The 20,154-nt window shown below is 52.5% G+C and carries 22 protein-coding genes; all 22 read right to left on the reverse strand.

Translation table 11 applies throughout. The features are described from left to right. Positions 1-78 precede the first annotated feature (78 nt). Positions 79-669: a hypothetical protein gene (locus DESGI_RS16865; protein ID WP_006520268.1), complete on the reverse strand. Its 591-nt coding sequence runs from the start codon at positions 667-669 to the stop codon at positions 79-81. Continuing rightward, the gene (locus DESGI_RS16870) at positions 666-932 is read right to left on the reverse strand and encodes a hypothetical protein (protein WP_006520269.1); all 267 of its coding nucleotides are present in this window, start codon (positions 930-932) and stop codon (positions 666-668) included. Before DESGI_RS16870 ends, DESGI_RS16865 begins: the two co-directional genes overlap by 4 nt. Next, positions 908-2,791: a DNA cytosine methyltransferase gene (locus DESGI_RS16875; protein ID WP_006520270.1), complete on the reverse strand. Its 1,884-nt coding sequence runs from the start codon at positions 2,789-2,791 to the stop codon at positions 908-910. The genes DESGI_RS16870 and DESGI_RS16875 overlap by 25 nt, the downstream gene beginning before the upstream one ends. Beyond that, a complete protein-coding gene (locus tag DESGI_RS16880) occupies positions 2,788-3,192 on the reverse strand; it encodes a DUF7768 domain-containing protein (RefSeq protein WP_006520271.1) in 405 nt (134 codons plus the stop codon). The genes DESGI_RS16875 and DESGI_RS16880 overlap by 4 nt, the downstream gene beginning before the upstream one ends. Continuing rightward, complete coding sequence (locus DESGI_RS16885) at positions 3,189-4,085, reverse strand: conjugal transfer protein TrbL family protein (protein WP_006520272.1); 897 nt, start codon at positions 4,083-4,085, stop codon at positions 3,189-3,191. Before DESGI_RS16885 ends, DESGI_RS16880 begins: the two co-directional genes overlap by 4 nt. A 72-nt stretch (positions 4,086-4,157) precedes the next feature. Beyond that, a complete protein-coding gene (locus DESGI_RS16890; protein ID WP_006520273.1) occupies positions 4,158-4,595 on the reverse strand; it encodes a hypothetical protein in 438 nt (145 codons plus the stop codon). A gap of 11 nt (positions 4,596-4,606) precedes the next feature. Next, positions 4,607-4,945, reverse strand: coding sequence for a DUF3852 domain-containing protein (locus DESGI_RS16895; RefSeq protein ID WP_006520274.1), 339 nt, complete (start codon positions 4,943-4,945; stop codon positions 4,607-4,609). A 79-nt stretch (positions 4,946-5,024) separates the two neighbouring features. Next, positions 5,025-6,719 (reverse strand): DUF8193 domain-containing protein, encoded by a 1,695-nt coding sequence (locus tag DESGI_RS16900; protein WP_006520275.1) that lies wholly within the window; start codon positions 6,717-6,719, stop codon positions 5,025-5,027. A 75-nt stretch (positions 6,720-6,794) separates the two neighbouring features. After that, entirely contained in the window at positions 6,795-7,364 is a 570-nt protein-coding gene (locus DESGI_RS16905) for a DUF6550 family protein (protein ID WP_006520276.1), read from the reverse strand. A gap of 97 nt (positions 7,365-7,461) precedes the next feature. Then, the gene (locus DESGI_RS16910) at positions 7,462-8,013 is read right to left on the reverse strand and encodes a hypothetical protein (RefSeq protein ID WP_006520277.1); all 552 of its coding nucleotides are present in this window, start codon (positions 8,011-8,013) and stop codon (positions 7,462-7,464) included. Continuing rightward, entirely contained in the window at positions 8,010-8,405 is a 396-nt protein-coding gene (locus DESGI_RS16915; RefSeq protein ID WP_006520278.1) for a DUF4320 family protein, read from the reverse strand. Before DESGI_RS16915 ends, DESGI_RS16910 begins: the two co-directional genes overlap by 4 nt. Further along, a complete protein-coding gene (locus tag DESGI_RS16920; protein WP_006520279.1) occupies positions 8,399-8,773 on the reverse strand; it encodes a hypothetical protein in 375 nt (124 codons plus the stop codon). The genes DESGI_RS16915 and DESGI_RS16920 overlap by 7 nt, the downstream gene beginning before the upstream one ends. A 19-nt stretch (positions 8,774-8,792) precedes the next feature. Continuing rightward, entirely contained in the window at positions 8,793-9,662 is an 870-nt protein-coding gene (locus DESGI_RS16925) for a hypothetical protein (RefSeq protein ID WP_006520280.1), read from the reverse strand. 8 nt (positions 9,663-9,670) lie between these two features. Next, a complete protein-coding gene (locus DESGI_RS16930) occupies positions 9,671-10,600 on the reverse strand; it encodes a type II secretion system F family protein (RefSeq protein WP_006520281.1) in 930 nt (309 codons plus the stop codon). Then, positions 10,600-12,024: a type II/IV secretion system ATPase subunit gene (locus DESGI_RS16935; protein ID WP_006520282.1), complete on the reverse strand. Its 1,425-nt coding sequence runs from the start codon at positions 12,022-12,024 to the stop codon at positions 10,600-10,602. Before DESGI_RS16935 ends, DESGI_RS16930 begins: the two co-directional genes overlap by 1 nt. After that, positions 12,021-12,833, reverse strand: coding sequence for an AAA family ATPase (locus DESGI_RS16940; protein WP_006520283.1), 813 nt, complete (start codon positions 12,831-12,833; stop codon positions 12,021-12,023). Before DESGI_RS16940 ends, DESGI_RS16935 begins: the two co-directional genes overlap by 4 nt. Before the next feature lies 1 nt (position 12,834). Beyond that, positions 12,835-13,668, reverse strand: a complete 834-nt coding sequence (cpaB, locus tag DESGI_RS16945) for a Flp pilus assembly protein CpaB (protein WP_006520284.1) — start codon at positions 13,666-13,668, stop codon at positions 12,835-12,837. Positions 13,669-13,681: 13 nt separating this feature from the next. Then, complete coding sequence (locus DESGI_RS16950; RefSeq protein WP_006520285.1) at positions 13,682-14,125, reverse strand: prepilin peptidase; 444 nt, start codon at positions 14,123-14,125, stop codon at positions 13,682-13,684. Then, on the reverse strand, positions 14,115-14,378 hold the full coding sequence (locus tag DESGI_RS16955; protein ID WP_006520286.1) for a DUF6133 family protein: 264 nt from the start codon (positions 14,376-14,378) through the stop codon (positions 14,115-14,117). The genes DESGI_RS16950 and DESGI_RS16955 overlap by 11 nt, the downstream gene beginning before the upstream one ends. A gap of 68 nt (positions 14,379-14,446) precedes the next feature. After that, positions 14,447-14,854, reverse strand: coding sequence for a SpoVG family protein (locus tag DESGI_RS16960; protein WP_006520287.1), 408 nt, complete (start codon positions 14,852-14,854; stop codon positions 14,447-14,449). A 68-nt stretch (positions 14,855-14,922) separates the two neighbouring features. Continuing rightward, positions 14,923-15,483, reverse strand: coding sequence for a YodL domain-containing protein (locus DESGI_RS16965; protein WP_006520288.1), 561 nt, complete (start codon positions 15,481-15,483; stop codon positions 14,923-14,925). 32 nt (positions 15,484-15,515) lie between these two features. After that, the gene (locus tag DESGI_RS16970) at positions 15,516-20,144 is read right to left on the reverse strand and encodes an S-layer homology domain-containing protein (RefSeq protein ID WP_006520289.1); all 4,629 of its coding nucleotides are present in this window, start codon (positions 20,142-20,144) and stop codon (positions 15,516-15,518) included. Positions 20,145-20,154: the final 10 nt, after the last annotated feature.

Consider the following 20,154-nt stretch of genomic DNA (forward strand, 5'->3'; position numbering starts at 1 on the left):
TCACTTCCTTTTCTTATATGAAATAAAAACAGCCCATCCTTTTTTCAGATGAGCCGTCTGCTGATATCAGTGCTTCAATCACTCGTTAAGGATGATCCAGCGTTCTCCGTCGAAGTCCTCGAAGCGCTCCGTCGTGACGTTCTGCTCAAAATATATCGCCAGCATACGTTTTACATCCTCACGCTCAGCACGTTTAGCTGAGAAGCCCTGCTCACGCAGAGTCTTTTCGATACGGTTGAGATAGGGGAACACTTCAGATTTCTTTTCCCCCTTTAGCCGGATGACCACAAGGAATTCTCTGGCCGTCGCCATCTGTACCTGTATCAGGTCAAGATGGTGGAGGTCATGCTCCAGCAGCCTGCGGACGGCAGGATTACTCTCCTGATCCATGCGGCTTTTCAGGAACAGCTTATTGTCCTCGAAGTTTTCACGGCTGTTCAGGCACAGTAATTCCAGCTCCGCCATCCCTTTCAGCACCGTCATCAGCGCATATATCCGTGCCGATACGCTGGTATCCGACAGGACGGATATGTTGGTCGGCTTAATGATAAAGTACACCAGCTCATCGCCCCGGCAGGTTACCAGACTGTGGTCGGTAACAGTCTGCGTATTGATGAGCTGGCGAGTGTACTGCTTTTGCTTTGCCGTCTTTTTTTCTTTTCTGTTCATTGCTTTCCATACCCCCATTCGAAGGTCTGCTGCTTCGTGATGAAGAAGGCGCAGGCGTATTTTATAAAGTCCAAAATGCTGGTATCGTCAAAGCGGATGGTCAGGAAGGCATAGAGAGCCGTGATGACGATGGGCGGCAGGAGCTTCAGCTGCGTCAGCGCAAACACAGAAAGCAAAAGACCGACGCCGATAATGCCGATATCTCTGAGCTGCCACAGCCACAGCACCGCCTTGGATTTTAGGTTGTCGGGATAGATGTACATTCGGATTCCTCCTGTTCTTCATAGAATTTTTGCAAAAAATATACGATCCCCCGGAGGACATTCTCCACACAGGGAATCGCAACACTGTTGCCAAGGGCTTTGTATCTCGCACTATCCGAAGCACCGGGAATGTCCGTCCAGTAATCAGGGAAGCCCTGCAGTCTCTCACATTCCAGTGGAGTCAGCCGTCGAATCAGCTTCTTCGGCTCGGCCACAAGATTTTCACTACCCCCTCCGTGGTCGCCACCTTGCGCTCGCAGGGTAGAAACTCCTTCGGCATAGTTGGCATATTGCGACTGTCCGAAAACTTTCGGCTCGCAAATCAGGTCGGTAGCATCCTTATACTGTCGGGCACTTTGCGTACTTACCACATCGTTGGAGACATATTCATCGCTCCGCTGCTGTGAAAATACGCAATGCCGGTCTGCGGTATTGAGCGTATAGCTGATGTCCGACTGAAAGCCCATGCCGTTGCCGCCGTTATGATCCTGGCGGTCGATGATGTTTCCGGCGATGCAATAGGTTTCCGCATTTTGAGATATCAGCGGCAGGTTATTGCCTCCGGTACCGCATCGGGCAGATATGTTCGGAGATACTTCATGGGGTCCTGTATAGCGGGAGTCAATGCCATGATTCTCATACAGCTCCGGAGGATCACCTAAAACGAGAGGAGGATGTCCGTCCATTTGAGCGCGCAAGGTGGCCGTTATATTTTCTGTTATGTCCATGCGTTCTCCGCCCTGATCATTCAGGCACAGGATAGACGATGCCATATTGAAGCCGCTTTCCGATGCTTCAGTTTCATTGGGCAGTTGGGCGATGAAGGTCTGCTGCTTCATGCCTGGCTGGGCTTGAATCGCTCCGGACACATCATGCAGATCCTTTACCTCATCCCGCTGGTTACAGGCAAAGGCAATACTCTCGTTATCGTCAGATTTAAAATTACAAGCAGCGTGAGAATGTGCCGCCTGCAAGGTAAAGGCAGGGTCGCCGTTTTCTCCGACGCCCAGCTCTGTTCCTTCACCTAATTGATTGCCGCGCATGGCTATTTGCGTATTGCTTGGTATGGTTACATTGTTTGTTATTCCTCCTGCTCCTGCATCTCCGGACAGTTTCCCGCCTGCATCTCCAGCGCCTGCTTCAGCATAGGAGGCAGCTCCTTGCCGCGCTTCTTCGCCCTGCGGAGTATCCCCAAACAGGCTGTCTTGCTTAAATAATATTTGCGGTGCGGTGTGGCCTCCAAAATCTGCGACAAGGTAGATTCTTTTGCGCCTTTGTGGGACGGACCAGTATTGAGCGTCGTATATCCTCCAAGCAAGTGAGAATTGATCTCCCAATACGGCCCCAGCAGACTTCCATACCCCTCCCGGAGGTCGAGGTACAGAAACGGAACTGTCAGCAATTCTGCAGGTTTCCTCAAGTACCGCGCGGAAGTCCTCCCCATCTGCGGAGGAGAAAGCTCCGGGGACATTTTCCCAGACCATATATCTGGGTCTAAGTCGAACAGGCTCATCTGTCCGTTTTGCTCTTGCATCATGCTGTCTCAGCTCCTTTATAACACGAATCTGCTCCATGAACAGGCCGGAGCGCTCGCCCTGAAGTCCGGCGCGTTTTCCCGCGACTGATAAATCCTGGCATGGCGAACCCCCGCAGACAATATCCACGGGGGCAAGCTCAGAGCCTTTCAGTTTTGTTATGTCGCCGATATGGAGCATCTCCGGAAACCGTATTTTTGTGACTTCAATGGGAAACGGCTCGATTTCGCTGGCCCATGCAGGGGTGAAGCCCTGACGGACGCCTGCCAGCGGGAAACCGCCGATCCCGTCAAACAGGCTTCCGAGGGATAGCGATATGGTCACAGCAACAGCTTCATGACAGGGGAAGGCGTTTCCTCCGCCATGAGATCTCTTTCCTTAAAATTATATAGCTTCATGTGACATTCTCCTTGTATCTGTTCTGCCGACAGGCTTCTGACAGAAATGCCGAGCCTCTCGGCTTCCGCTATTTCACAGCTCATGCCGTGGCTGATACGCGAACCGCATATCCACAGCTCGTCGCATGAAGCCAGCATACGCAGCCCCATTTGGATACCAAGCTCCCGCTGGGCGGGTATGGCGTCATCCAGTATTTGTGGGTATAGCAGGTGGACGGCGACAGGTGCGCAGCCTTGGTTAGAAGCATAAAGGCAGGCGGCTCTGGCGAACTGTACATTGGTTTCGGTATCCCCCGCATAGGGAGAGCAGATATATACCAGTTTCATTTCGCAGCCACCGCCTTTACCACGGTTTTCGTCATGTTGACGGCGGTCTGCGCCGTATAAACAGCACTCATCAAATTCCCCTTGGTGCTGGTGTCCAGCCCGAAGGCTCCGGCAATTCTCGGCACCTCTCCTGCGGACAGCATCAGCCCAAGCCCCAGCAGGGCATGATCCTTGACCACCATGAGTCCTGCGATGAGGATGGTGGACTGAAGGAAGGCTGTAAGACACAAGCCGACAATCTGCTTGCACCAGCTGACGAAGCCGTCAAGATAACCGCGGGGAACAGAGAACATATACAGGCTGCCGACCGATATCTGTATCAGCAGAATGCCGCCTCTTTTCAAGTTCGCAAAGAACACCTTAATAACTGCGTAGCCCATAAGGATGATGATAAAAAGCATCATGATTGGATTAATGCCTGCTCCGAAGCCGAAAACGCTGCCAGCACTTTCGGCACTTCCAGCGGCACTCAGCTCTGCGATGATGTTACCGGCAATGGTATCTATACCGTCGCCAAGTCCGGTAATTCCGGCAGTCAGGCTGCTCTGCAGACTGATTGACAGCTTATACAGCTCTACCGGCGCTACTGAGAAAAGACCGACAGCCATAAAGCCCTTAATGGCATTTAAGGCAGCATCCTTGATACTGCCTCTGCCGTTTTGGTATTCAATTCCGCATTCAAAGGCTGATACCACCAGCCCTGTGCCATAGAGCGCCCAAGCCAGATAAACAAAAAACAGGACGATGGACTTCACCCAGGTCATATCAAACAGGTCAGCACCCATGTTGCCCATCTCGCCGAAGAAGCTGCCGAGAAAGCCGATAGTCTGACCGTAGAACCAGTTGACTATCTGCCCCAGCACGGTTTCGGCTACGAAATCCCATATAAACACAGGCGGTCACCTCCTTTCGGACAAAAAATATGGGAGCCTGTATTATCACAAGCTCCCGAAAAAACTTCCTGTCTATATGCCCTGCATGGTCTGACCGGACTGCTCCTGCTCCAGTCTCGGCTCTCGGTATACGTCAAGGTAATCGTTGATAGCCTCGGAGATCTGGTTGTAATCCGCCTTTGTCGGCGTATATACATACCATTCGATTTTGTCCCCATACTTCCATATGTACGGGGATATTCCTTCCCTGAAGTTAGGGTTACTGACTGCTTTTCTTCCAAGCAGGTCAGTGAAGCGAAGCGTCAGGGCATCCACCTGACCGTCGTTGCGGTTTATAATGGTGGCCTTGAGCGCCTCGTAATGGTCGGCCGTACCCATCGTGACAAAATCCACCCTGACACGAAGGTTATCGGTGAGCCTTCCGAAGAAAGCCCTTCCGACAAACCTTTTATCAGAGATAGCTGTGTCATTTCCGAACAGCCTTCGCAGCTCTTGTTCAAAATAATTCATCGTTGTACCTCCTACATTCCAAGTATCTGCCAGATATATAGCGGGGCAGTCAGGGTAAACACAAGACAGGCGAACAGGATGGCGGGTGCCGCCCACTCAAACTGTCCATGCTTGCGGTAGTCAAAGTATGCCGTGCCGAGCTTGGCAAAGAAGAATACCGCCAGAATCAGGTCAATTGCGGGGAAAACCACCTTGTTGACCACGGTTTTGATCTGTCCGGAGGCTTCGTTCCAGGTACCTTCGATTGCTCCGGCCACGTCGCCTGTGGGTGCGGCATAGGCAGTCGTGCAGAGGGCAAGACTCAGCAACAAAACCACGAGGAGAACAGGCAGGATTCGTTTCAGTTTCATAAGAGAACCACCTTTCATTTTAATTTTTGCATAGAAAAAGCCGCAAAGCGTTCTGCGGCTCTGTTCCTTTTTTCTGTTGTTATGGCTTTACCGGCGCGATGTGCCAGTCATCCCACAGGCTTCCCTGAATATTCACCGAGTCGGCGAGGTTCATGGAGAGCATACCAGCCGGAGTCCAGCAGTCGATGAGCCAGGTGTACGGCGTGTAGCTTCCGTCAGGGAACCATATGGGGGTGAAGTGCGTCCGGCGCTTGTAGGTCGAGTATTGGTTGGATTTAAACTCAAATTTTGAGCTGTACCCATACTGTGTTCGCTCCAACTGCCGCCAATAGGTTTCGTACCGAAATTCGGGGAAGTATGTCACGGCGGTCTGCGGATCTGTCACAGCAGAGGACTGATTGGTGCTGACATTGGCGGTGACGGTCTGATTGACACCGTATCCGCTTTTCATGGTCTTTCCGTATCGAGTCGGAGCCTTGGTATCCGGTACGACATTCATGGAGGCCGAAAGGCTGGCGGAATATGAGAGCCAATCAAACTCCCACCATCCGTGGTCGCACCAATATCCATCCTCATCTGAACCATGCCATACCCAATAGGAATACCACCATGGATGCCAGACTCCCCAGGCTGCCGAGGTTTTCTGTACCTTATTGGGTACGGAGGCTGCGGAATATGAGTCATTCCGGTCATCAGCCACCGGATTTGGCGGATCATTTTTTGATAAATCCACGATCTTGGCAGTGATGTTACTCTGGCTTGCGGAGCCTCCGCCCGATACCGACACATGGATGGTCATGGTTTGCGGGGTGGACGGAGTCCTCCAGCGCACCCATACCAACTGGCTGTCGCCTGCGGGATAATATACGGCGTTCACGGTATAGGTCTGGCCTCCGATTGTAAAGCGAACCGTGACAGGATGGTCGGGATCTGCCTGTCCGCCCCGAACAGTCACCGATGTGACTACATCAGTATTAACCCTATATTCGTAGTCGGCAGCGGTAACAGCCGGAGGCTCAGGCTCCGCTTCATTAAACCACACGATACCAAGGCCGAGAGATGAAATAATATCTGTGTTTGAAGCGGCCGTGGTCGTGGAACCATCCCATGCAGGGTAGCCGAGATCAGGTGTTTCAAGGAACATCGCCAGTGGCAGGTTCTTATGACTGAGAGACACCATCTTGCTTCGCAGACCGCCGTTCAACTGTTGGTCGTAAAGCGCGGCTTCCGTCGCAGTCATGGCGTACTTGATTCCCTGAAAGGTCATGTAAGCAATGGGTTCAAGCAGGAGCTTGTATTCTCCGTTGACCAGCACATCATAATTCATGCCTGTGATGTCGGCAATGTACCTGATGACCAACTCGTCCGTGAAATAGCTTTTTATCTGATCTATACTGGCCTGTCCGCTGCCAGAACTGATTATGCGGGGCATATTCATGCCAGGATTGTTATAGGTATATCCGTTCATGTGCGGAGTCAGGGTTCTACCGCTGTTGTACTGCAGCTTGCTGACTTTTCCGAAATGTGCGGTAGTGCTTGAAGGAGCCTTATTCGTGAAATCCACCGGAGTGGTGACGGCTATCTTGTCACTGGCTCTCACAACTGTAATTCTTACTCCTTCATCACCGCCATTCCAGTAATTTTCACTGGTTCCACTGCCCATGCCGCCGCCCCCATTATCTATATTGCCTTCGCCCTCAGCGTAGGCTGTCATAGGTAAAAGCATGGAGAACAGTAGCAGTAGCACAAGAAAAATGCTGATCTGTCGTTTCATATGATACCTCCGTGAACAGCAAAAAGCACCGAGCATTCGGTGCTTTTTGCTATCTGTTATTCTTTTGGCTTAGTTCTAATCCATTGAGCCAACCTTATTGCCAGTAAGCTCATCATCATCGTTGCCGACCTTTGTTCCTGTGTTTGCTCCTTCGTCATCTACCCATCCGAAACCGGGGAACCATATCTGTCCTTTTTCATTTTTATCCCCAGCTTTGGGCGTATCATTTGACGGAGTGCCTTCCTGCTTTGTAACCTTGTCATGCTCCACCGGCTTGACTGTATCCACTTTTTGACCATCCGGTGTTTTGGTGGGGTCGGTCAACATCTCCTTCGGCGGTTCAGTGGGCTTGGTGACCTCCGCCTGTATACTCTGCTCCGTTCCCTTGGAATCTCCTGTATCAACAGGCTGAACGGGAGCCGCTGTCGGGTCTATCGGCTGTACGATTACCTCCGGAATCTTGCTTGGTTCTACGGAAGGCATGCTTGGGTCGACCGCCTCCGATACCGTGGACGAGGGCTGGACGGATACTTCCTTGGGAGCCTCCGGCGCAAACCGTGAGACGATTAATATAACAAGGGCGACGCACACCACGCCGAGTCCGGCAATGGCGAGGTTCTTTTTTGTTTTTTCTGTCAGTTTCATTTAGGATACCTCCTTTTCGTAAAAGGTTGATATGTCTTTTCAATGACACACCATACTACAGAAGTTTTCGGAAGTCTATGACCAATCCGAAAACTGATTAAAATATCGGCATATATTTGGCCTTCACCCTGAGATTTATTGTCATTGGCGGCAGACTTTCCCCTCCAAAGGATACCGGAACCTCCAGTCTTATGACCGCATCAGCCAGCAGACCTTTGGAATTATCGGGACTTGCAGGAGCCAACGGCATATTGTCAAGGTCGACAGAGAGGCCGGAAAGCCTGAACTCCATGACATCACCGGCATACTTCACATAGTAGCCGTTTTCCTGCCGGAGCCCCAGCAGCTGATCGAGCCTACCATATATATCGCCATAATCCAGATTTTCTTGAAAATCCGAGGCGCTTGGCTGATACGCTCCGCTGTAGCCCTCCCGAATACCGTGGTATACGTTGTCGTAGTTGTCGTTGATTGTCGATATAACTGCGGACTGAACGGCATCCCGAACACCTTGAGCGACAATCATCAGCCGTATGGACTCGGAAATGCCGCAGAATACAAGCACGAGCGCGAGGGTTATGGCGACAACAAGCGGGAAGGACGAGCCTCTTTTGCTTCTAAGTATATCATAAATTCTGCCAATTTTCATTTCCAATATACCTCGCTCTTTCCGCTGGCCTGTGCTTTCAGAGTGATAGGGAAGCTTCCGAAGCCGCCGAATATACCGATGTCAGCCTGAACGGCTGCGGTCACGGTGAATTCCTCATTGAGTTGGAGCCGTCCGGTTTTCGACCACGAAACATTTGGGGCAAGACCTGTCTGTTCGGTGAGCATCTGCGCCCGAAGCGTGGTTTCACTGCCTACTTGTCCGGCAATCTCCGCCTCACGGCAAAGCTCCGCGGCGTAGGTATCCAGCTTGTTTTTTGTTACGAATACAGGCAGGACGCTCACGGCCAGAGCGATAACCAGCATTACGCACAGTACCAGCACCGCCACGTCAATATACCCCTCGCCGCGTTTACTTTTGAGCAGCTTCAGCACATCCGCACCCCCTGTTCAGGTGAGACATAGGCTTCATCCAGCTCATAGTCCTGCTCGGCATCCCGCGTATCTGCAATCGTCCAGAGCGCATGTCTCATATCCTCATCATGGACCATTTCCAGGCCGTTTTCCTCAATCCACTTGTCTCGAACCACCTCCAGAGGATTTTTGAATCGCAGCAGGTATTCCAGATGCTCCAGATCATGCCCGCCGTTTTTCAGTTCTTCGAATACCAGCTTGGCGGCGGCGATTTCCTCTGCCTTTTCGATTATCTGGAGAGGTTCCAGCTTCAGCCATCCCCGCATCAGGGTGATATAGCCTGTTTCGAGTTTTTCCATAAGCTCCATTTCAATATCTTTTTTCTCCATTACGCAATCGCACCTCCTTCTAAAACATTGTGCCGAGTGAGCTTAAAATTTGCATGACGATGATTGCCATGTAGGTCAGCAGGAAGCACATCAGCATAACAAACGAGAAAATCCTGATCCTCGGCGGGATTTTCTGCGCCTGACCTTTCAGCCGCTGAAGCTCCAGCGCTTTGAAGTCATGAGCCAGCATCCGAAAATACACGGCGCTGTCATCGCCTCTTAGGACTCCTATGAGTCCTCTGACTATGTCGGAGAGCATAGGCGAATTGAGCCTTGCCTCAAACCTTGTCAGTGCTGCCTCATAAGAAGATGAGCGCATGTCTGCTGTCAGCACATCCAACTCTCCGGCAAATACGGGACCGGCATTCTTTTTGTAGTTTTCCATCATCGCCAGCACATCACGGCTGGACTTAAGGGTCTGTTCAATGGTAGAGACAAACCTCGGAAGCTCTCCCTCAATCTGATCCCGCTTTTCCTTTAGCTGCTCGTCAGCCTTGCGGGTTTCCTTGAAATATGTCAGGACGGCAAGGATAACCAGCACCGGCGAGAGCAGCGGCAGGACGAACAGGCAGGGTATCTCGCCCAGTAGTATCGCTCCGGCCTTTGTGATGGCATAAGCCGAATAAACCTCCGGCGTCATACCGATGCCAGCCGCTTTCAGCACATTTGCCTGTCGGCTTCGCTTATACTCGTCCATCCGGATGTATTTTGAGAGCTTGACCGCCCCCGACATCAGCCAGACCTCCACCGTTTTGGCTGCCTTTTTGTTATTTCTTCCCGCATTCAGCATGGCTTTCGCTGCACCCATGGAGGGCAGCTTCAGGAGACTTGCCAGTATGAAGTACAGACCTGCGGCAAGGAGTATCCCTGTAAAAAATAGTTGTGTCATCCCTTCCGTCACCTCCTGTACTCGATTGGCTTGGTCAGCCTGATGACAAAGGCTGTGGAGATAAAAATGGCGGCGGCACATACCGCCAGAATAATCTGCCCCACCGCCGTGTGCATCAGGGTGTGGTACCAGTCCTTGTTGAGAAAATACATAATCGGCACGTTACCTACCACCAAAAGAGCCATGATAATGAATTCCTTGCGAGGCTCAAACACCAGGTATTCCAGCTCGGCGTTGACGATACGCATATCCGAGAGCTTTGAAACAATCGGAGTCAGCGTGGTCTTGAGGCTGCGGTCATGCTGGCAGGCGGCGATGGCGTCGCACCATTCATGGAACACATCGTTGTCTATTTTAGGCTTCATGTCATGGAGTGCCTTGTCCAAATCGGGGTCGATGAGCTTCACTTGTGTCTGAAATCCGACGAACACGCTCCGCACAGGCGGGTTCAGATATTGGATGCTTTCCTCCACCGCCGTCAGGATATCCTCACTTCGCAGATATGCCGTGGTGATGATAGACAGCGCCGTTTCCAGCTCCGCAGCGATGTTTTTTTTGTAATGCGTGGCTGTCAGCCTGATGTACCAAAATGGAATGAACATCATTCCGATTGCCATCACAGGCACGAGAAACACATTGCCGATCAGGATGGCAAGGCTGGCGCCTATCGCAAGGGAGGCAAGCGACGCCGCACAGATCATAGAGAAGCGGGAGCTTCGTCCTGTGATGGCGAGTATCTCCTGCACCTCGGTGATCTCCCTGCGAAGGAAGGACGGCTTCTTCCTGCGGGCGATTTCATTGATTTCAGCCTTTATGCTCTTGTTTTTACGGGTAAGAAAGCTGAAGAGTCCATTGGTAAACTCCAGCGGGGACAGTCCGAGCAAAAGAAAAGCGCCGATAACAAGACCGGCACAGGCAATTAAAAGGATTGTCATCATCAGACAGCACCTCCCGCTAACAGGATTTGCTTCAGGGTATCCTGCGGCATTCCGTTTTCAAGAAAACGCTTTTGAAGACTTGGGGAGATTCCCTGTACTGCGCTGTGGCAGCCGTTGATTATGAATTTCCCATTCTCTACCCTGTTCTCGGTAATCTGGAACTGGAACAGGCTGCGGAAATTCCGGGAGCCGTCCGGCAGGATTTCACATTCCATGATCTCCATCATTCGGCGCTGCTTGTTCTCCAGCTGCTTTGAAAAGACCACGATCGGGAATGCCTCGGTCACCAAATCCATGAGCGTGTTGTCCGCCATGTCATATTTTCTTTTGCACAAAGTGACCATTCGGCGCCATGTAGCCTCACAGCTGTTGGAGTGGATGGTGGTCAGCACCGTGTGACCGGTTCTGGCCGACTCCTGGGCGGCATAGGCTTCGGGTCCGCGCATCTCGCCCACACAGATAATTTCGGGATTGAAGCGCAGTGCCATGTCCAGCAGGATGTCCTGATCGATATTCTGCTTCTCGTTCTCACTCATGCGAGTCAGGGTATGGATAACGCTGTTGCACACCTTGCCGTCCTTCTGCCTCACCAACGCCAGCTCACGGGAGCCGTTTTCGATGGTGAATATACGCTTGTTGTCGGGGATAGTGGTCAGAAGCCATCCCGCCAGAGTGGTCTTTCCAGAGCTGGTCGCCCCTGCCACGCAGACAGAAATTCCGTATCTGAGGCACTCCGCCAGAAAGTCCAGCATCGGCTCGGTCGCCGTACCGCCTCTTGTGAAATCGTCTTTTTTCATGGATTGGGGATTTACAATACGGATAGAAGCGGAAACGCCTACATCCTCGTCCACCAACGGAGTTTTCAGCACGGCGATACGGATATTCTTGGAGAGATGCCCCAAAATGGCGGGACTTGCGTTGTCCAGCACCATGCCGGACACATGGAGCATTCGGCGCACCACGTTGATGGCGTGTTCGGGGCTGTCAAAGTGTTCGTCTAGCTTTTTGGTGATCCCGCTGCTGTACTGCACCTCAATGTCGTTCCAGGCGTTGACGTCAATTTCTTCAATACCGGCTCCGAAGATGTATTTTGTCAGGAAGGAAAACTCCGCCATCTCGGTGTACAGGGCATCCACCAACTGCTCCTGTGTCATGCCCGCAACGGTAATACGGTAATCCTGAACATATTTAGTGATATACCGCTTGATCTGCGCCTTGACTTCCTCCGTGCCGCCATCGGTAATAAGCACGGCATATTTACTGGAGATATACTCCTGCACCTCATGTAACACAGAGCTGAAATCCCTGGCGGCTTCACCGGATGAAAAAAACAGGCCTTGATTGCCTGTCATGTTGACGCTGTGCGGTCTATCGGTTGTCAACGGCGGGATAATCGCAGCTTTTCTATGGTTTTTCCTGCTCATACGGCGAACACCTCCTTTGCGATTGCAGCGATTTCCTTGCGGAAGCTCCGGCTGTCCTTGAGCGTCAATTCACCCAGCAGATTCCCCGCAAGAGCCAGGTTCTCTAGCTCGTCAGAATGGGGAAGCTTGAAGGCGACACTGCCCAAGACCTGCTCGATATGCTCTCCGGCCTGATTGGGCTTGACGTTGGAGGCTACCTTGTACTGCTTGTCAGCGTCCCATTTTTTATCCTTCAGAAGCGGGAGCTGGCTTGACAGGTAGCTGATGGATTTCAGGTCGCAGTTAACCAGCCGGAGTACCGAATCAGCCTCCAGCAGGGATACCGCCGACAGGATATCGTGAGCGATGGCGCTGCCGCAGTCGATGATGATGTAGTCCGCTATGTCCCTAAGATGGTCGATAAGCTCTGCCGCCAGCTCCTGGGAATATGGCGGGTAGGTGAACACATTCTCACCCTTGAGCATACCTATAATGGTCAAGTAGTCCAGCTTCTTATGGGTGACGCAGTTCTGCTTGATGAGCAGGTTCGTCACATGGGTGGCGGCGAGAATACTGCCGAGAGAGCGCTCACACTCCAGATCGCCGGGCGGACAGATACAGGGCAGCATAGGTGCGGTCATGTCGCACAGCAGTAAAGCTACATTCTTTTTCTGATCTGCCAGATGCTTGGCGAGGCGAACACTCACGGTTGTCTTGCCGCTTGCGGGACTTCCCCATACCGCCAACACCTGCACGTCCTGCTTCGGCTCATCCGGCACAGGCTCGGTCTGCTTGCGGGAGAAGATGCTCCCCTTCATAAAATTAAGCATCCTATTCACCTCCGGCTTCCTGTACAGGTGTTTCCGACACGGTCGGAGTGACCGAAGCAGTTGGTGCAGCTGGCGCAGTAGACTGTGCCGTCTGTGACGCAGGCTGCGGATGCAAAGCCTTAATCAGCTTGTCCTGCAGCTCGGTAAATTTGGCGGCGGCTTCCTTGGAGCCTCTGTATACAAGGGATAGATGAAGCTTACCGTCCGCTTCCAGCTCGGCAAGGATTTTAGTCTGCTCCGGCGAAGCCAGCAGGGTAACCGTAGCTGGAAGCTGTTTTTCATCCTCATCCTCGCTCTGCTCACCGTTGTCGGTATCGTAGCCTGTACTGGCAGTCACGCCGATGACCTCCATATATGTCAGCTCCGGAGGGATTACTGTCATGCCCTGCTTTTTATAGTCAGGTGCGATAACTGATACAATGTCGCCGGAAATCAGCTTGCCTGACAAGCCTCCGGCAAAGTTTTTTATGCTGATGGATATGGCCTGCTTATCACCGTTCAAGTTATAGAGGTAGGCGTTCTCCGACGCCGGAGTGTCTGATAGCTTGGCTGGGAGAATATAATCGCCGGGCGCGAGATCTGCCACAGCATATTTGCCGAACGCAGCGTCCTGCTGCTTTATTACATCCTCCGGCAGGTTGTAGCCGCCGACCTCCACGCTCTGGAGCATATCCTTGGTGATTTCGTCGCCAGCTTTTATGTCCTTCACCACACGGATGACAGTCGTTTTTTGAGATACGCTCTGATTAAAGAGCGGGGTAAGACCAAAGCAGATGATTAATGCCAGCACGATGCAGATTACTCCAAGCATCGTGCGGTTTTTTAGAAAGCTCATAGGGTGTTCCTCCTTAAAATATGAAGTAGGCTGTGAGGCAGCCGAGGGAAAGAAACGGCGCGAGAGGATATGCCTTTTGAGCAGTCCTCCCGCGCAGCTTTTGGATTATATGGTTGCCTGCATGGAATACCAGCAGGGCGGTTAAGCCAATGAATGTGGCGGCCATGCTTTTGCTAAAACCCAGCACCAGCCCTGCCGCCGCCATGAGCTTGATATCCCCGCCGCCCATACCGCCAAAAAGCAGGGCGGTAATTAGGAAAAGCGCGGCGGCTAAAATACCAGCCAGCTTCACCAGTTCAAAGTCGAGCATTCCGGTCAGAGCGATCCCAAGGCAGATGCTGTCGGGTATGATTTTCTTTCGGATATCTGAGATCGAAGCCGCCAGGAGCAGGGCGGCAAAAAAGCCGCCCTGCTCATATGGCGCCAGCTGGGACAAAGCGTCCAGATTAGCCCCCATAGTTGAACATATCCTGGATGCGCTGTTTCAGCGTCGGCAGGACAGTTTCACCGAACAGGGCGTAGAGACCTCCGAGGACGAGGGCACCGATGACGACGGCCATCAGGATTTTAATGGCGGTGTCTACGAAGCCTTCCCCGCGCTGGGAGCAGAGGATAACCCTCGATCTAATGAACATTTCCGTGGCTTTGGCAACTGCCTTGGCGATCATTTCATTTGCCTTGTTGATGATTTTTTTTACGAGCTTTTTCATTGTGATTTACCTCCAAAATATTTTTTAAGTTTATGGTTGTTATGTGTATCAAAAGGGAAAGGCGGGGCTTACATCCCCGCCATCTTAATACCGGAGTCCTGCTCCGGCTGCTCAAAAGGGGGCGAATCCGCCGCCTTCTGCTGCTGGCTCTGAGTGAGAGACTGGTTATACGCCTCGATGACCGCATTGTTCAGCTGCTCCCTGAATTCCTTGGTGACAGGGAAGCAGATGTCCTTGTACTCGCCGTTTCCCGCCTTGTAGCTGGGCATGGCGACGAACAGTCCCTTGGTGCTGTCCATAATCTTCACGTTCCTGATCGCGAAGCAACCGTTGAGATTGACGGATGCATAGGCACGGAGATTGCCCTCTGGATGGATGGAGCTGATTTTAACGTCCACCTTCATGGGCATTGGCTGCTCGGCTGCGGTCTGCGCAGCTTCCTGCACGGTATTGACCGCTTTCTGTGTTTTAGGCATTTATGTTTCCTCCTTCTTAATTATTTTTGTGACATAAATAAACAGCCTTCCGGCTGCAGGTGATGAGGTTACATACTCATTGTCGGGCCTTGGTACAGCTCCTGCTCCGGCGGCTGGAAGGGTATCTCCTTGAAGCCGAAGCGGTCAACATAGTGGAAGCTGCTGACGGACTTGTCATATAGCTCGATAACATCCGACATAGACAGGCTGTGTCCTTCATAGCCGGTCGGATGAGCAAGGTTGAATCTGGCGAAGAGCTCGTCCAGATTATTGGTGTCCACCTCGCCGTTGTAAACAGTCCGGTAGTTATCCGGGTCAGGCTCTCCAAATCGCTCCAGCAACTCGTCATACCCGATGAATTTCATCATGGGATCAACATCAGGTCTGAGCTGCCAGACTCGGCAGCTTTTGAGAAGCGGCGCACCACCTGCCGGGTCGATTCTCCTTTCAGTCAGCCCTTCATAAACGCCGCTTCTCCACTCCAGCTCCAGTCCTTCTTTTTCTGTCAGGTAAGACCGAAGCTCATCCTTCTGGAACAGCGGGTCGACAACAGCCTTGCCGTTGTCGATATAGCCTGCCTTATTGCCGTAGTAAAGGATAAGATCGTTTTTTATCCGTATATTATTCATAAAGCCTCCTTTCCCGGCAGTGAGACTGCCGTTTACTCAAAATAGAAGCTTACTGAGTAGGTGATATTTGACTTGTTGTACATGCAGTCGTGGTTGGTGTAGTAGTAGAATTCCAGTTGGCTGTATATGCCTGGCGACAGGCTGCGGCTGAAGGTGATGCCGTTGGTGGTCGTCGCGTAGTTCAGCTGATCCCACTGCCCTGTCAGCACGTTATACCCTCGCACACGCCCAAAGTCCTGGCCGCTGTGTCCGCTGACAGGCGGCACCGTAAAAGTGTAGTTGGTAATGGTCGCACCCGCAATACCCTGTTCCAGAATGACAGATTCAGGGCCGGTCAGCGTCATACCACCGCCTCTGTTGGGGTCGGCAATAAAGAACACGATTGCAGCCCAAGGTGATTCGGCACCAGTGGAGTCCACAGCCTTCACTCGTACAACATTCTTGCCAAGCGGATATGCTGTACTGGTCTGCGCCGGACGTCCTTCCCATACATAGATGATGGCGTCGCCGTCAGCGTCGGTGCTGGAGGCTGTGATGGTGATTGGTACGCCGGGAGCGATGCTGTTGCCGTCAGGGGTACGGGTAATCACCGGCGTCGTGGGCGCGGAGTTGTTAACAGTGAAGGTAATAGCTTTCCAGTCGGAATACAGTTCCCATGCGTCCTTTGCCCTGACATAAACGGTGTGAGTGCCCACAGGATAGTAGCTGTCCGTTGTATTTCCTGAATACTCAAGCGTTACAGCGTCGCCGTCAGGATCGGTAGCCGAAGCTGAGATGTTCACCAGCAGCTTGCCGTTTTGCGCCGTTCTGGTAACCGTTGCACTGCCAGTAGGTTTGTTCGGTGCGGTATTGGTGATGGTGATGCTCTGCGAATAGGTGAATACTCTGCCTGCGCTGTCGGTAGTGCTTGCGGTCAGAACATAACTGCCAGGTGCATTAATTGCAATGACGCCGCCGCTGTTTGACAGACTTCCGGAATAGGAAGCCGGGCTTCCGTCCTTGGTCAGCGACCATGTGAGGGTTCTGCCCTCTAGTCCGGATGCTGTCGGCAGGGACACATTTATATTGCCGCCGATATGCACGGAGGACGGGATGGTGAACGGGAAGCTGGCAATTGGCTTGACCGTTGCGGTATTGGATGTAAATGTGAATTTTCTGCCGTTTACGTCCGTTGCTTCCGCAATCAGCTTCACGGCAATGGTTTTATCCGTGCTGATGGTAAGACTGCCCCCTCCTGTGCCGACAGAGCCTGTGGCATATTGGGTATAGGGCTTGGCTTGACCGCCATCCACAGAGATAAGCCAATCGATGCTCGTTCCGTTAAGCTCTGAGCCGGAGGCGGTTACGGCAATGGGGTCGCCGCTGTAGCTGAGTGCCGTGAGTCCGAGGGTCATCTGCGGTATGGGATAAACGGTAAAGCTCTGGCTTCTGACAAATGTTCGGCCGGTGGCGTCCGTCAGAGTGAGCGTCAGCTCATACTGACCTTTCGCCGGGAAGGTGATTGTACCGCCTGCTTTAGACAGAGTTCCGTTGACATAAGCTGAATACGGCTTTTCATCGCCGCTGCCCTGACTGATCGTCCAGCTTGCGATGAGGTTCTCCAAATCCATGCCGCTGACACTTACCGTTCCAGCTTCCCAAACGTACCAGGGCTGTGTGCTGCTGAGAGAAACAGACGGAATGGGATAGACAGTGAAGCTGCGGCTTTTGGTGAAGGAACGGCCATTAACGTCCGTCATTGTAAGGATCAGCTGATACTGTCCTTTTGACGGGAAGGTAATCGTGCCGCCATCCTTGGCCAAGTCGCCGGAAGCATAAGCATAATATGGCTTCACATCACCAGTCCCTTGCTTGACTGTCCAGCTTGCAGTGAGGTTTTCCAAATCCGTGCCGCTGACTCCGACTGTTCCGGCTTCTCCGGTGTGCCAGGTCTGCGGTATGCTCAAAGTCATCGACGGAATCGGATAGACGGTAAATCTCTGGCTTCTGATAAAGGTGCGGCCGGTGGGGTCAGTCATCGTAAGGGTCAGCATGTACTGTCCCTTTGCGGGGAAGGTAATTGTGCCGCCCGCTTTTGTGAGCGTGCCGGATGCGTAATTTGAATACGGCTCGGCGCCGCCGTCATCCTTTATGACCGTCCAGTCTGCGGTGAGGTTCTCCAGATCCGTGCCGCTGACGCTTATTGTTCCGGATTCGCCTGCGTACCAGACCTGCGGGGCGCTGAGTGAAATTGAAGGAATCGGATAGACCGAGGTGGACGCGCTGTAGGAGAACACCCTGCCCAGAGCATCCGTCATGGAGGCGGTGAGAACATAGTCTCCGACCTGCGTAAATTCTATTTTGCCGCCGTAGGCATTCAGGCTTCCCTCCATGAAATCGGAAGGCTCAACCTGCTCGCCGTCCTTGGTAAGCGTCCACTCAACAGGCAGCACATTGTTGTTGCCGCGTGTTCTCAGGTCGATGATGCGGTCAGTGTGAGTCGCATCGGGAAGCTCGAAGGAAATATTAAGCACGGGCAGGACTTCGATGGTGCCGCCGTTTTCGAACAGGAACACCCGCCCTGTTTCATCGGTGATACGGGCAATCAGCTCATAGGTTCCGGCGTGCTTGAAACGGATAGCTCCGCCTGTGTTATCCAGCGTTCCGCTGACATAAGTCTCAAAATCTTGGAATCCGAAGCCGTTCTCCAACAGCCACTCGACCTTCAGGCTGCCAAGCTCAGAGCTTTCCGGAACTACGTTGACGACGGTGTCGGTATGGGCAGTTTCCGGCAAAGTATATGAAATACTCGGAACAGGATAGACCTTAACCGCTGCTGTATAGCTGTAGCTTCTGCCAGCAGGGTCAGTGAAGGAAGCTTTAAGAACATACTCGCCTTTATTTATGAAGCGGATGCTCCCGCCTGCGTTGGTCAGATCGCCCTCAATCGCATCGTCAAGCTCAACAGCTTCTCCATCCCTGGTCAATGACCACTGGATCGTGGCGTCGCCCAGGTTTTCAAAGCTGTTTTCTACCTTTACAGCCTTGTCGGTATGGGTAATCTCCGGCACATAAAAGCCAATGGAACCTACAGGATAGATGGTGATGCTCTGAGAGGCTTCAAAGGCCCTGCCGATTTCATCGGTCATTCTACCGGTGAGCATATATACGCCCTTGTCCTTGATGCGTAGCGTCCCGCCCTCGTTGGTGAGCGTACCCTCGACCGCTTCGGCAAGAGCGACGGCCTCACCGTTCTTGGTGAGGCTCCAGTCTACATTCAGACCGTCAGCCTCCTTCAGAGTCGTTACTACATTTAGCGTGGTGTCGGTATGGGACGCAGCGGGAAGCGAAAAAGCGATTCCCGCCACAGGGTAGACCTTGGAGCTTTCGCTGTGGGTGAACACTCGGCCGGTATCGTCGGTGATAGTCGCTGACAGCGTATGTTCACCCTTGTTCCTGAACACAAAGGTACCGCCCTCGTTTCCAAGCTCGCCGTCAATAATGTCTGTCGGCTGGGCTGCTTCGCCGTCCTTTGTCGCCGACCACACGATATCGTGACCGTAGAGCTTGTCCAAGGGGAAGGCAAGCGTTACCGATTTGTCGGTATGAGTGGTATCCGGCAAGTCAAAGCTCAGGTCGATGACAGGATATATTGTAATCTGTTTGGATAGCACCGTTTCTTTTCCTCTGGAGTTTTTGGCTATAGCGGTCAGAGTGTACTGACCATCCTCCTTGAATTGAATAGCGCCGCCCTCCAAACCAAGGAAACCGGTAACGGCGTCCGCCAGCTCTACAGGCTGTTGGGAGCCATCTACGGCAGTTTTGGTCAGCGTCCAGGTATAACTTTTCATGTACTTCCATACCGGCATTATCTTTATCTCGCTGTCAGTATGAGCCATTTCGGGAAGCTCAAAGCGCACCTGTGCGGGAGGATAATATGTCCCGCCGCCACCGCCTGAGCCTCCAGAGCCTCCGCCTGTGTTACCCGGTGTGGGTGCAGGCGTTGGAGAGGGAGTCGGCTTGTCCGGATCAGGACTTGCCGGAGTCGGTGTGGGCTGCTCGGTGGCTCCTGGAGTCGGACTCGGAGCTGTGGTATCCGGAGTCTGCGCAGGAGCGGTTGGCTCTGTCGGCTTGGGAGTGATCTTGTCAATCATATCCTCGGCGTCACCCTTGGTAACAGGATCATTAGGACGAATTTTGTTGTCATCAGTATCCCCGATGATTCCGTCCTCACGGCCGATGATGACATATCCCTTGTCATCCTCCTTGATGTCCGACTGGTCATCATAACCGCTGTGCCCCTGTGTATTTTTAGCTTCCTCATCCTTATCCTCCGCTCTCACAAGCATCTTTACAATTTCTGCGCGGGTGATGGGATCGTCAGGATGGAAGCCGTCGGGATAATCGGCAGGATCAATGATTCCTGCGTCGATGAGCGACTCAATATACTTCTCCGACCAATGATCATCGATATCGGGGAAGCTGGGCGGCTCCTTTTCCGTGTTTGAGGTGTCCAGCTGCATGTCCTGTGCCATAATGGCTGCGTACTCACCGCGTGTGATGATTTCATCCTGCCCGATAAAGCTTTCCGGATGCAGGCGGTATGCCGTATAAATGCCGCCGCATATCAGGAGAAGCAGCGCAAGAGTAATAATGGCAATGCGCTTTCCTTTCTTTTTCATGGGTTTTCTC

Origin of the sequence: Desulfoscipio gibsoniae DSM 7213, from assembly GCF_000233715.2 — a bacterium.
Classification (GTDB): domain Bacteria; phylum Bacillota; class Desulfotomaculia; order Desulfotomaculales; family Desulfallaceae; genus Sporotomaculum; species Sporotomaculum gibsoniae.

Excerpts from the sequence above, each read along its gene's own strand:
- DESGI_RS16970 (WP_006520289.1), bottom strand. The coding sequence starts at position 20,144 with ATGAAAAAGAAAGGAAAGCGCATTGCCATTATTACTCTTGCGCTGCTT.
- DESGI_RS16895 (WP_006520274.1), bottom strand. The coding sequence starts at position 4,945 with ATGAAACTGAAACGAATCCTGCCTGTTCTCCTCGTGGTTTTGTTGCTG.
- DESGI_RS16870 (WP_006520269.1), bottom strand. The coding sequence starts at position 932 with ATGTACATCTATCCCGACAACCTAAAATCCAAGGCGGTGCTGTGGCTG.
- DESGI_RS16920 (WP_006520279.1), bottom strand. The coding sequence starts at position 8,773 with ATGGAGAAAAAAGATATTGAAATGGAGCTTATGGAAAAACTCGAAACA.
- DESGI_RS16880 (WP_006520271.1), bottom strand. The coding sequence starts at position 3,192 with ATGAAACTGGTATATATCTGCTCTCCCTATGCGGGGGATACCGAAACC.
- DESGI_RS16955 (WP_006520286.1), bottom strand. The coding sequence starts at position 14,378 with ATGAAAAAGCTCGTAAAAAAAATCATCAACAAGGCAAATGAAATGATC.
- DESGI_RS16925 (WP_006520280.1), bottom strand. The coding sequence starts at position 9,662 with ATGACACAACTATTTTTTACAGGGATACTCCTTGCCGCAGGTCTGTAC.
- DESGI_RS16950 (WP_006520285.1), bottom strand. The coding sequence starts at position 14,125 with ATGGGGGCTAATCTGGACGCTTTGTCCCAGCTGGCGCCATATGAGCAG.
- DESGI_RS16865 (WP_006520268.1), bottom strand. The coding sequence starts at position 669 with ATGAACAGAAAAGAAAAAAAGACGGCAAAGCAAAAGCAGTACACTCGC.
- DESGI_RS16935 (WP_006520282.1), bottom strand. The coding sequence starts at position 12,024 with ATGAGCAGGAAAAACCATAGAAAAGCTGCGATTATCCCGCCGTTGACA.
- cpaB (WP_006520284.1), bottom strand. The coding sequence starts at position 13,668 with ATGAGCTTTCTAAAAAACCGCACGATGCTTGGAGTAATCTGCATCGTG.
- DESGI_RS16940 (WP_006520283.1), bottom strand. The coding sequence starts at position 12,833 with ATGCTTAATTTTATGAAGGGGAGCATCTTCTCCCGCAAGCAGACCGAG.
- DESGI_RS16965 (WP_006520288.1), bottom strand. The coding sequence starts at position 15,483 with ATGAATAATATACGGATAAAAAACGATCTTATCCTTTACTACGGCAAT.
- DESGI_RS16890 (WP_006520273.1), bottom strand. The coding sequence starts at position 4,595 with ATGAATTATTTTGAACAAGAGCTGCGAAGGCTGTTCGGAAATGACACA.
- DESGI_RS16910 (WP_006520277.1), bottom strand. The coding sequence starts at position 8,013 with ATGAAAATTGGCAGAATTTATGATATACTTAGAAGCAAAAGAGGCTCG.
- DESGI_RS16900 (WP_006520275.1), bottom strand. The coding sequence starts at position 6,719 with ATGAAACGACAGATCAGCATTTTTCTTGTGCTACTGCTACTGTTCTCC.
- DESGI_RS16905 (WP_006520276.1), bottom strand. The coding sequence starts at position 7,364 with ATGAAACTGACAGAAAAAACAAAAAAGAACCTCGCCATTGCCGGACTC.
- DESGI_RS16960 (WP_006520287.1), bottom strand. The coding sequence starts at position 14,854 with ATGCCTAAAACACAGAAAGCGGTCAATACCGTGCAGGAAGCTGCGCAG.
- DESGI_RS16930 (WP_006520281.1), bottom strand. The coding sequence starts at position 10,600 with ATGATGACAATCCTTTTAATTGCCTGTGCCGGTCTTGTTATCGGCGCT.